The organism is Streptomyces sp. NPDC031379 (assembly GCF_055569615.1).
On record NZ_JBVIIT010000003.1, the window covers coordinates 293438 to 305094 of the forward strand.

Annotated in this window: 7 protein-coding genes; 4 read left to right on the forward strand and 3 right to left on the reverse strand. The window is 71.9% G+C overall.

The window, feature by feature from the left end:
- Nucleotides 1-36 precede the first annotated feature (36 nt).
- Nucleotides 37-819, reverse strand: a complete 783-nt coding sequence (locus tag ACZ5CW_RS06230; protein ID WP_468598853.1) for a vWA domain-containing protein — start codon at nt 817-819, stop codon at nt 37-39.
- Between the two features lie 108 nt (nt 820-927).
- Entirely contained in the window at nt 928-1995 is a 1068-nt protein-coding gene (locus ACZ5CW_RS06235) for a hypothetical protein (RefSeq protein WP_468598855.1), read from the reverse strand.
- A gap of 386 nt (nt 1996-2381) precedes the next feature.
- Here ACZ5CW_RS06235 and ACZ5CW_RS06240 point away from each other — a divergent pair, with 386 nt between their 5' ends.
- From ACZ5CW_RS06240 to ACZ5CW_RS06255, 4 genes are all read left to right on the forward strand, one after another.
- Nucleotides 2382-6029, forward strand: coding sequence for a CHAT domain-containing protein (locus ACZ5CW_RS06240; protein ID WP_468598856.1), 3648 nt, complete (start codon nt 2382-2384; stop codon nt 6027-6029).
- A gap of 1 nt (nt 6030) precedes the next feature.
- Entirely contained in the window at nt 6031-7974 is a 1944-nt protein-coding gene (locus tag ACZ5CW_RS06245) for a caspase family protein (RefSeq protein ID WP_468598858.1), read from the forward strand.
- A gap of 248 nt (nt 7975-8222) precedes the next feature.
- Nucleotides 8223-9017 carry a Crp/Fnr family transcriptional regulator gene (locus ACZ5CW_RS06250; RefSeq protein ID WP_468598859.1) on the forward strand — a complete coding sequence of 265 codons (795 nt, stop codon included), beginning with the start codon at nt 8223-8225 and terminating at the stop codon, nt 9015-9017.
- A complete protein-coding gene (locus tag ACZ5CW_RS06255) occupies nt 9007-10323 on the forward strand; it encodes a hypothetical protein (protein ID WP_468598861.1) in 1317 nt (438 codons plus the stop codon). Before ACZ5CW_RS06250 ends, ACZ5CW_RS06255 begins: the two co-directional genes overlap by 11 nt.
- 157 nt (nt 10324-10480) lie before the next feature.
- Here ACZ5CW_RS06255 and ACZ5CW_RS06260 read toward each other — a convergent pair whose 3' ends face one another.
- On the reverse strand, nt 10481-11593 hold the full coding sequence (locus tag ACZ5CW_RS06260; protein ID WP_468598863.1) for a catalase family protein: 1113 nt from the start codon (nt 11591-11593) through the stop codon (nt 10481-10483).
- Between the last annotated feature and the right edge of the window lie 64 nt (nt 11594-11657).

Consider the following 11657-nt stretch of genomic DNA (forward strand, 5'->3'; position numbering starts at 1 on the left):
CGCCACCCGATCGTCCCTCACCCTCGCTGCCCGCCCTCAGGAGTCCCAGGCCGACCGCTGCGTCTTGAACCGGTTGAACAGTTGCTCGAAGGTCTCCTCCTCCGCTCCCTGCTGTTCGGCGCTGGCGCTCGCCGACATGGTCTGCAGCAGGTCGCGGAACGGGAAACCCTTGAGCGTGGCGTGGTACTTCGGCGCCAGCTCCCGGAGCACCTGCTGACCGCGTTCGCTGATCCCGCCGATACCAAAGGCGTAGAAGCGGAAGCGTTTCGCGTCCTGTTCCGCGGCGAGCACCGGGACGAGTCTGCGCCAAAGATCCGTCGCCATCCCCTGGCTGTCGGTCGGCAGACCGTCGGTCACCAGGCAGATCTGCGGGCGGTAGTACTGGAGGCCGGACCGGCGAAGCTCCGTCTTCCGTGCCGCCACCAGGCGCATCCCGGTCTCCACGGCCTCCGTGAGCAGCGTGACGCCGGAGGCGGTCAGCTGCGGCGGCCGGAACTGATGGGCGGTGACGAAGGGACTGGCAGCGGCCCGGGGGTCGAGGAGGTTCGGGCCCTGCCAGACTCCGATCCCCGCGCCCCCGAAGGTCACCACGGCGATCTCGACGCTGGAGCTGAGGCCCACGTCCTCCTGGATCTCGCGCCCCCAGAGGGTCAGCGCCTCGTTGAGCAGCCGGATCGGCTCGCCCGCCATGGAACTGGAGATGTCCAGGCACAGCAGCAGCGGCAGCCGCTGGGCGTTGTTGCCTAGCTCGATGTCCGCGTACGCGGCGGGCAGTCCCTGCGGCTGCGTGGTCGGTGGGCCCGGAATCGCTGGGTTCATGGGACGTGATCCCCTTGTCGTGTCCGTGTTGCGGTGCAGGTGTCGCTCGTTGCGGTTCGGCGCGCGCATGGCAGACGCCGACTTCGGCGCCGGTGTCCGGCTCCCGTGTCAGGTCCGGCGGTCCCCGGGCGCGTAGGCGAGGAGGGCTCCGGGCCGGCAGTCGGTGACGTCGACGGTCGCGCCGGGGGCCGGCGGGGCCAGATACGGTTCGGCCCAACTCGCGCGGTACAGCCAGCCGTCCAGTTCGACGTATCCCTGTGGATGCAGGCCGGTGCGTACGGTCGCCGGGCGGACAGGGCCGGCCGGCACGGCTCGCGAGCCGCCCGGGGAGGGCTCCGCACGGTCCGCGGGCCACGGCCGTCGCGGTGGACATCGTGGCGGCGCGGGCGCGGATGCGGCGGTACGGGCCGGCGACCAGGAGTCGATCGCAGGTCCGGTGGATGGGGGCAGGGCGGCGTCGCGTGCCCCTCCGGCGGCGGACGCGGGCCGGTACCTCGTCCGGAGGACCGCCAGGGCGAACAGCGCGGCACCGGCGGTGAGCAGCGTCACCAGCAGCGTCCCGGCCGGACCGGTGCCGTCTCCGTCCGTGCCGTCGCGCGGGGGCAGCAGGAGCCGGTGCGGCTCGGTGCCCTTGGGGTGGCCGGCATTCCCGAGTGCCGCCTGCTCGTCCGGCGCCATACGCGGATCGGACTCGGGGCCGGGGCCCCCGGCCAGGACGTGCTTGCCGTTGCGCTGGGCGAGGACCTGGCACAGACGGTTCCTGGCCCGGTCACAGCGGTGCAGGTCCCTGGCGGACCGCAGAAGCTCCCGGGGCAGTGTGCTGATGTCGGCGTCCCGGGGGACGACTACGCTGTCCGCGAGCAACAGGAGCAAGGCGCCGCCCGGCCCGCTGTCAGGGCTCTTCTGAACGACCACCAGTCGGACGTCCGGCTTCTTCATGGCTTCGACGACACGCTCCATGCCCGCCCGCACATCGCCCTCGCCCAGGGCGAGCGGCTGCCCGACCGTCACCACCAGGGTGCCGCCCTGTCCCTTGCCCGGATCCATCTCTCTCGCCGTCCGGTCCAGCCAGTCCGGAACCGGGGTGCCGTCGCCCGCCGAAGCTCCCGTCAAGGGAACGGTCAGGAGAAGCACCGCCGCCAGCGTCGCCAGGGCGCGTCCGACCACCCGTGCCATGTGTCCCCCCGAATGCTCCCCCGATGCCGCGCAGGGCCGGTTCTCGCCCCTGCGCGCCGACCGGAACAGAGTGGCAGGACACAGGCGGCCGCCGAGATGGTTGTCGGACAACTTGGGGCCGCGGGCAGGAGTGTGGAGTCTCTTGACGGCGCGCACAAGCGCAGTTGTGCGCCGGGGCGCCGCCCCGAGTCGCGCGAGCGGTAACCCGCTTCTGACGTGCTGAGACGACCGTTCCATGACACTCGCCCCCCTCCGCAACACGGCTCCCGCCCCGGCCTGCACCATGCCATTCACCAGCAGCGGACATCCCGTCGTATTGCGGAATCGGCCACGGGAGTGGTGCGGTATCAACGTCCCGGCTCATACCGCGGGGACAGGGGGAAGGCATGGCCGACACTGAAGGCCCGGGCGTGGCCGGGGAGGCCGGTGGTGCCCACGAACTGCTGATCGGACTGCTGCTGACCGAACAGAGGGGCACCGACCCGGCGACATACCTCTTAGGGGAACCGAGCACCCAGGACCCCACGTGGGGCACATGGCTTCGGCCCGCGGCGGCGCTCGCGGCCGGCGAGCCCAAAAGGGCCCTTGCTCTCCTGGCGCGCTCCGAGCCCGCGGCCCCCGGCCACGCACCGCTGGCCGGGGCGCTGCGTGCGGCCGCCGTGGCGATGGAGCACAACTGGCACCCCGGCGCGGCGCCCCTCCCTCTGCGGCGCGAAGCCTTCCGCGCGCTGACCGATGCCGACTCCGGATTGGAGGAGGCCATCGCATCGATCACAGATCCGCCGGTCCGGCTCTGCGCACATCTCGCCGGGCAGGTCGGCGTCGTGCTGCTCTCCGCCCGCATGGCACTCGGCCACGCCGGGGCCGCGGTCGCGGCGAGGATCCGCACCCTGCGTTACGCAGTGCAGAATCCCTGGACCGAGCGGGAGTTGGCGGACGACATGCTGCAACCGCTGGAGTGGTTCGACGGGCTGTACGAGGCACTCATGGACCTCGGTCACGGGGACGCCTGCGCGTACCACCTGCTGCTCGCGGCCGATCTCCGTGTCCGGGCCGGTGACCGGGCGGCGGCAACACCCCTGCAGCGGCACGCGGAGCAGTACATCACCGGCCATCACGCCGCCGAGGGCTTCGCTGCACTACTCACCGGTGACTGGCAGCTCGGCCCCCCGGGAACGGCGGAACGCTGCGCCCTCGAACCGGCCCCGCCGGACCCGGCCGTGCCGGCGGCGGCTGCCGACAGCTACGAGCGCGCCGAAGCGTCGTACGGTTCGGCGGAATCCTCGCGCGGCCGGGCGGCGGCGCTGCTGCGCCTCGCCCACACGCACCGGCTCGCCGGCCGGCACACGAAGTGCCGCGATCTTCTCGACCAGGCCCTCGGACTGGCGGTCTCCGCCGGCGACGGCGCGTGCACGGCACTGCTCCGCGTCCACCGAGCGCTCGACCTGATCGAGGCGGGGGAGGCCGGGGAGGCCGGATCCGCGGCCGCCGAACAGATCGTGAACTGGGCCACGACGGACGGTAGCTCGTCGTGGCTCCGGGGGCTGCGCCACCTCGTGGAGGACCGATCCCGGTACTGGGGCGCACAGGGCGAGGTCGTCAAGAGCAAGCGGGCCGACCTGCTGGCGAAGCGGCTCACCAGCGAGCCCGCGGGCGACCGGGGACACCGGGCGGCCCGCGCCACGGCGGGCACCTACCAGCGGGCCGGCCACCGCCTCGCCACGTTCGTGCTCACCGGCATGGAACAGCAGGAACACCTCCACCGCATCCAGCAGCGGACCGACCGGGGCGAGCCGCCCGACCTGGCCGATCGCCTCGGCGTCATCCAGTGCGGGAAGGTCCTCCACGACCAGGCGTCCGCCCTGCGGGACCCTGATCTGATCGCCGCCGCACGCTCCTCGACCCAGTCGGCGATCGATGTCGCCGAGAGCCTTCTGACCGCCGCGGACACGAAGGAAACAGACACGGGCGACACCGGCTGGGCCTCCACCGACGCGTTGGGGACCGTGCTCGGCATGCTCGAGTCCGACCTCGTCACCTCCCGTGCCCAGGAGACCTGGTTCCGCTCCCGGCGCGCCCGCTCGGCCGGACTGGACGCGGAAGCCGACCTCCACGCACACCAGACCCTCCGGGAGGCCGAACGGATCACGGACCCGCTGTTCGCGGGACTCGTACGCTGCTCCGCCCATCTCGACCTGCGCAACGGGTCCGCGGCCCGGGCCGAAGTGGCGGCGATCGAGGAGCACCTCTCCGCGATCCAAGCCGCCGCCCTGTGGCTGAACGTGGGCGAGCCCGAGCGCGCCGCACCCCATGTGCGCCGGATCGGCGCCGACGGCCCCGCACCCACACAGCCCTGGGAACTGCCCGCGATCCAAGCGGACCTGGAGCTGGGCAGGGGCGTGTACGACAAGGCAGCCGGCCACGCCGTGCGCGGGCTGTCAGCGTACGAAGAGCGCCGCATCAGGCTGGCTCGCGACGCGCTGCGCGCCTCGGCCGCCGACGATCCGGTGGTCGCCGGCCTTTACCACGCCGCCGTGCTGTCCCTGCTGGAAGGTGGCGGAACCGACGCGGTCGCCGCCTCCTTCGACCTGGCCGAGCGCACCCGCTCCGGCTTCCTCGACGCCGTGCGCGCCCTCGACGCCGTGGGCGACGACCAGGCGGCTCACACCGCGGTCAGGAACTGGCTGGCCGCCGAGATCCGCTGGTCCGCACAGTTCGAGACCGAGGCCGCGGCGGTCCGCCGCAGCGCGGTCACCACACCGACACACGAGCGCAGACGTCGGATCGACGAGGCGGAACGGGCCCTGGACGCGGCCGAGTCGGAGGTACGCAGGCTCGCTCCCGCCGCGTTCACCGCGTCGCACACCACCGAGCCCCCGGACGCCGCCGCCGTTGCCACCGCACTGCCCCGGGACGCCGTCCTTCTCACCTACCACCTCCACGACGACGACCTCGTCGGCTGGGCCATGACCCGTGAGACCCTGCGCCCGCGGCGCCATGCCCGCTGGGCCCACGGCACTGTCGCGAGTGTCCGTCGGTTCCACGCCTGGTGTGCCGGTGAGGACGGCGGCGGTGACGGCGAAACCGACGGCCAGGAGCTCGCCGAGCTGCTGCTGGAGCCGTTCCGCCGACAGCTCCGCGACCGGCGGAAGGTGATCGTGATCCTGCCGGCCGGTCTCGCACTGTTGCCCTTCCACGCGCTTCCCTGGGACGGAGACGTTCTCGGCGCCACCCATGAGGTGTCGTACCTCCCTGCAGCGTCCCTGCTCCCCCGGTTCCACCAACAGCCTCCGGAGCGGCCCTGGTCAGAGCTCGACGCACTCCTGGTGGGCAACCCCGCCATCGCCCCCCGCCTCGGGTTGGCGCCCCTGCCCGGCACCGCGGCCGAAACGGTGGAGATCGCCCGGCTGCTGCCCCGCCACCGACTGCTGACGGGAACTGCTGCGACGCGGGCGGAGGTGCTGCGGGCGGCGAGCAACTGCGAGGTGCTCCACCTCGCCACCCACGGGCTGGTCGACGATCTCGCGCCCCACCGCGGCCGGCTCCAGCTGGCCGGGGACGACCACTTCGGACTCGCCGACCTCCTCGCCGCCGCCCATGCCCCGCAGTTGCTCACCCTGTCCGCCTGCGACACCGGACGCGGTACCGCCACCGCGGGAGGTGACGTCCTCGGGCTGACCCGTGCGGCGCTGATCACCGGCGCGCGGCATGCCCTGGTCTCGCTCTGGCCCGTGCGTGACAGCACTGGCTGCCTGGTGGTCACTCGTACCTACCGCCGTCTCGCCGATGATCCGGCGGCCTCCGTCGGCGCGGCGCTGGCGCAGGCCCAGCTGGAGGTACGGGACCTGTCGGGTACGGAACGGGACGAGGAGTTCCGAGCGCTCAGCGCCCAGGCCGGGGAGTGTCCAGGACCTGCGTACCGCTCCAGGTCCTGGCCCCGCCTCGGGACCAGGGACAGCGAACAGCTGCGCTCCGCGGAAGCGGACGACCGGCACCCGTATCACTGGGCGCCCTTCATCCATGTGGGGGTATGACATGACACTGCGCGCGGTGCTGATCGGTGCCCAGACATACGGTCTGACGGGCGTGCACACCGATGTCGAAGTCATGCACAGGGTGCTGGGGAAGCACGGCTTCACCGACATCCGTGCCCACGTCGAGCAGGAGGCGTCCTACGCGGGCATCACACGGGCGCTGCGGCAGCTGTGCCGGGACACCAGGTACGGCGACGGTGTCGTCGTCTACTTCTCGGGACACGGCGCGCTCCACGGGGAGCTGCAGTACCTGGTGCCCGTCGACATCGAACAGAGCACACCCGACGATTTCAGGGGCTATGTGGCCGCCGAGCTGACCGCCGCGGTCCGTGTTCTCAGCCGCATCACGCCCAACGTCACGTCCGTGCTCGACTCGTGCCACTCCGGCGGAGCGGTGCGCGACGCCGGCCACGAGCCGGGCTGGTGGCGGCTCAAGTCGATGGCCCCGCCCAAGGTGATGCACGACGACGGGCTCGCCCGCGCCGCTGCCCTCGCCCGCCGGAACGCCCCGCTGGTCCCGAATGTCGTCAGGCTTTCGGCTTGTCCGCAGCACGGGACAGCGTTCGAGGCCGAGATCCGCCCGGGCGCCGGACGCCAGGGGGTGTTCACTGCCGCACTGGCCGACGTACTCGACACGCCCGCAGCCCACAAGGTGCCCTGGTCTTCGCTGATCGCCCGCGTGCGCGACCGTGTCAAGCAGCGGCAGCCGCTGCAGTGGCCCGATGCCGGAGGGCCCTCCGGGCGGCTGCCGTTCTCCCTGGAAGAGCGCTCGGACCCGGACCGGCTGCCCCTGGTCCGCAGGGACGGCCGGTTCGTTGTCCCCGGTGGCGCTCTGTTCGGCCTCGACCGCGGGGACACGCTGCGCATGGTGTTTCCGCTCGACGGCCTCGGGCGGGATCCGGTGTGCCTCGAGGCCACGGGCCAGGAGCCCGGAGGCAGGGAGCCGGGCGAGGGCACGGCCGCGACGGTGCAGGCCACCGTGGACATGATGGAGGGGGGCGATGCCGTACTGCGTACCCAGTCGGAGACCGATGCCCCCACCGGTGAATCTCCCCTGCCTGCCGGGCTGTTCACGGCGGAGCTGCCACCTGGCTCGTACGCCCTGCCGCTGCGCGTGCACGATCGCCGGCTGGTGTGCGTCGACGGCCGCGGCCCCGTTGCCGACGCGCTGCGTCGACAGCTCGCCGATTGTCCCCGGCTGGCCGAGAGCCGCGAAGGGGACGCCTTCGCCACCGTCCGTCTCCGCGACGGCACCGCCACCGTGGTGAACGGCGACGACCTGCCCTTCCGGAAGCCTTGGGACGCGGCTCTGTCGCAACTCCCCCGCCTCACCGGGCTGCTGGAGGACTTGGCACGGGGCGATCGGGTACGCGCCCTGCGCGACCCGGAGGGCGGGGCCCTGCTGGCCGCCGAGGTGGAGGTCCGATTCGAGATCGAGGTCCCGGCCCGCAGCGGCACCTGGCGCACCCTGCCGTGGGCGGGCGAGCGCCTGTACGACCGAGACCGTTACCGCGTCACTGTGACGAACCGTTCCGAGGAGCCGCTGTACTTCTGGGTGCTCGGTGTCGGACTGAGCGGTCGTACCGCCCTGGTCACCAACGACCAGCCCAGTGGCTACCGTCTCGAGCCCCACGGTGCCCCGCACCGCAGCGCGCGCACGACGAGGCCCGTCAAGATCACCTGGCCCGCGGACGTCCCGCGGCTGGGCGCGCGACCCGAGACGGTGCACCTCCTCGTCGGTGACCGTCCCATGGACCTGAGCGTGCTTACGTCGGCCGAGGCCCGCCGGGCCGCGGAAGCCACCGAGCCGGCCCTGAAGCCCCTGCTGCAGGAAGTGTGGGGGGCGTTCAGGGATCAAGTCATGGAGGGGGCGGAAGAGTTCCACTACTGCGTCCGCACCGTGCGTGCCGTCGCACTGCCCCACCCCAGGGAGGCCGGCGCGTGAATCCACTGCGCTGAGCGTGCCGCCTCCGACGGTCCGCGGCGCAAGCATGGGGACCCCGTCGTCTTCCAACGGCCGGGTCCCCGTGCCGTCCCTTCGCGCAGCGAGCCTGCGTTCTCGGGAGCGCCTCCCGGCGAGCGGTGCGGAACGCAACTTCCTTGCCAAACAGCGACTTTGACGCTGACGGGAGCATTACGATGCCGTATGCCGCAACTGCCACAAGGCGCCGGTGAGGTCGGGAAGGTACCGCTATGCCGGAGAAGATCCTCACAAGCCTGCAGCCCGAGGGCAACTGGCCGCACGGCACGCTCCTGGCGGAGCTGGCGGGCTCCGGGGAGGCCGTGAAGGCCCTGCTCTCCCTGGGGACACCCCGTACCTACGCCCCCGGGGAGACACTGCTCGGCGAAGGCCGGCAGGAGACATTCGTCCTGCTGTTGATGACCGGCGTCACCAAGGTCACGGCCCTCTCGGAGAACGGCGACACCGCCCTGCTGGCCGTCCGGCTCGGCGGAGAACTCGTGGGTGAGTTCGCCGCGTTGGACAACGGCCCGCGATCGGCCACGGTCACCGCGGCCGGTGTGGTGACCGCCCGGCGCATCGGACAACGGGACTTCCTCGGCTGTCTGGACCGGTATCCCGCGGCCGCCCTGGCGGTGAGCCGGATGCTGGTGCGCAAGAACCGCTGGTCGGTACGGCGCCGGGGTGACTTCGGCAGTTGCCCGGTGGCTACCCGCGTGGCCCGGGTCCTCCTCGATCTCGTCGAGGACTACGGCCGGCCGCAGGAAGACGGCGTCCTCATCGGGCCGCGCCTGACCCAGGCGGAGATCGCCGGGCTGGTCGGCGCCAGGGAACGCCGGGTGCACCACGTCCTCGGCGAACTCGCCCACAGGGGCGTCGTCCAGGTCGGCTACGGCCGGCTGACGGTGCTCTCGCCGGACGAACTGCGCAGGTCCGCCCGGCTGACCGGGACGGCCGAAGGCCCGGAACCGACGGCGGCTGCCGGCAGCCACACAAGCGGCGAGGGGAGCCAGGGCGTTGGGACGTGACCGCACACAGGACGACGAACTGGCCGCCATCGACCTGCTGGCCCGCGACACCGCGGTACCCAGGGGAGGTGAGCCCTTACGCGAACGGATCGGCGGCGCTTCCCTGGGACGCCCCCTGGCCTACGCCCTGCCCCCGGTCGCCGACGGCCTCACCGCGATCGGGGGAGCGCCACGCGACATCCTGCTCTGTTTCCCGTTCGACCTCGAGGAACTTCCGGGCGGCCGCGACTACCGGGAGGCGACCCTCACGGTCCGGCTCGACGACGGCTCGCACGCGGTGACCCTGCACCCGGCCCCCGGCAGTACGGCAGCCGACGGAGCCGAAGTCGCCGCTTTCGGGCTTGGCAAGGACCGGCTCCAATGGGTCTTCCGGGCACCCGGACGCAGCGGTGCGCTGCGCCCCGACGGGCGGTGGGCCCAAGCAGTCGTCCGGCTCCCGGCGGCCGCGACCGAGGTGTCCGGCAGGCTGAGCCTGACAACGGTCACCGTACAGCCGGTGCTCGGCGGTGCGTTCCGGCGCAGGGAGGCGGAGACCCCGCGGGAGACACCGTTCCGGCTCTCGGCCGCCGACCTCTGGCCCGCCGCCGTACGGCCCACCGACCGGCAGGGGGCGCTGCCCGGCGCCTGGGCACTCGCCTCCTACGAGGACACCGCCTCGGCTGCCGGAGAGCGACTGCCACCAGGACTACGGCGCCTGTGCCTCGCCGTGGACATCGAGAAGTACAGCGCCCGCGACAACACCGGCATGATCCGTCTGCAGCGAGTCCTGCTGCGTGCCCTGCGTGAGGCGTGCGCGCGGGCCGGCATCGACTGGCACAGGTGCGGTCGCCAGGCGCAGGGTGACGGCTATCTGCTCGTGTTCGAGCCGGGCGTCGACGAGACCCGGGTGGTGCCGGATCTCCTGGACGGCCTCGCCGCGGCGCTGGCCGAGGCCAATGCCACCGCCCGTCCCCCGCAGCATGTCCGGATGAGGGCCTGCCTGCACCAGGGCATCGTCCACGAGGCGGACAGCGGGTACGCGGGCTCCGCGGTGGTCTCCCTGTTCCGTGTCCTCGACTCCGACCCCGTGCGCCGTGCCCTCGCCGGCACCCCCGCGACCAATCTGGTCGCCGCCTTCTCGGACGGCCTCTACCAAGACCTCGTCTCCCACGGCTACAGCGGTCTGACCGCCGCGGGGTTCCGGCGCGCGGAAATCCACGTGCCGGCCAAGAGCTTCACCGGCGTGGCCTGGATCCGGGCACTCCCCACTCCGGCGCCGCGGGAGAGCCGGGCACGTCAACGCCCGGCTCCGGCAGCGGAAGGATGACGCCGCATTTCGCGACCGCACTGCCGGCAGTGCAGGACGGCGAGGGCGGTACCCGAGCGGCTGGAACAGCTGTCCGCGATCGGTCAGCCACGCCGTCCGCTCGTCCGGCTTGATGCCGGGAACGTCTGGTGTATCGCCGGGGCGCGACCGAGACAGCTCAGCCCAGCAGCTCAGCGCTGCCGGCCGGTTCGCGCCGCTGTTGTCCGTTGATGCGGTGCCGTTCGATGGACGAGCGCCGGTACACCTCCTGCCGCACCCGCTGGATCTCGCCGATGGGCCGGTGGTCCTCGCGTGATCGCCACGGCGTGATCGACGTGGCGTCGGCGGCCGCCAGGTTGTCGTTCCCGTCGATCTCCTGGCGCGGGAGATCCACCCGGGCGACCGTCACCCAGGGGGACAGGTCCTCGGGCCACTTGACGGACGTGTTGTCCACCGGCATACGGGCAAGATCGGTGTTGAGCTGGACCTGGAGTTCGAAGGAGTGGTCCCGCTCCGCAGCCTCGGCCACCAGGGTGCGGCGGAATGCCTCGTTGTCCGCGCGCACGTCCACGATCTGGTGCGTGAGCGAGGCCAGGGACGCGGCGGTCGGCACAGTACGGATCTTGGCGATGTGGTCGCCGTACCGGAAGGCGCCCATGCTGTTGTAGCTGTACGACAGCAGGTTCCTGCGGGGGACACCGGTGAACGACAGCATGGCGAGCAGTTCGTCCCACAGCCAGCTGTCGGGATCGGTGAGCGTCTGCCGACGGGTCAGGAACTCCGCCATCCAGGTCTTGCGGCGGGCTGGGTCCACGAGGGCCTCGGGCAATTCGGCGAACAATTCCTCGATCACCATGTAGTCGTAGGCCGTGTTCGCGAAGAAGACGTCGTTGTTGATCAGGTTGAGGTCGAAGGTGCCGCTGTCTCGTTCGTCGTCCAGCAGCGAGGGGCCGGCAACTCCGAACAGTTTGATGCCCATTCCGCACGCCGCGCCCAGTTGGTGGTCGGGGCGGTCGTGGCCCAGGCCGTTCGAGTAGCGGACGACGGCGTCGTAGGCGGTCGGCCGGGCGAAGATTCCCTGCCGGTAGAAGTCAGGATTGTCACCAACCGTGACCGTGGCCTTGAGGAGGCCGTAGGTCTTGCCGTGAGCCGTGCGGACAGCGCGGCCGACGGTCTCGCGCTCGACCGAGGCGCGAGTACGACGCGCCACCTGGGCGACGACCGCTTCCATCTCCTCCCGGTAGGACGGGCGTTCGGCGGGCCGGTAGTCCTCGTAGCGGACAGGATTCATTGTGCCGCCTCCCTCTCGTGGTGTACTGCCCACAGACGCTAGTGCCCAATTTGATTGTGCGCAA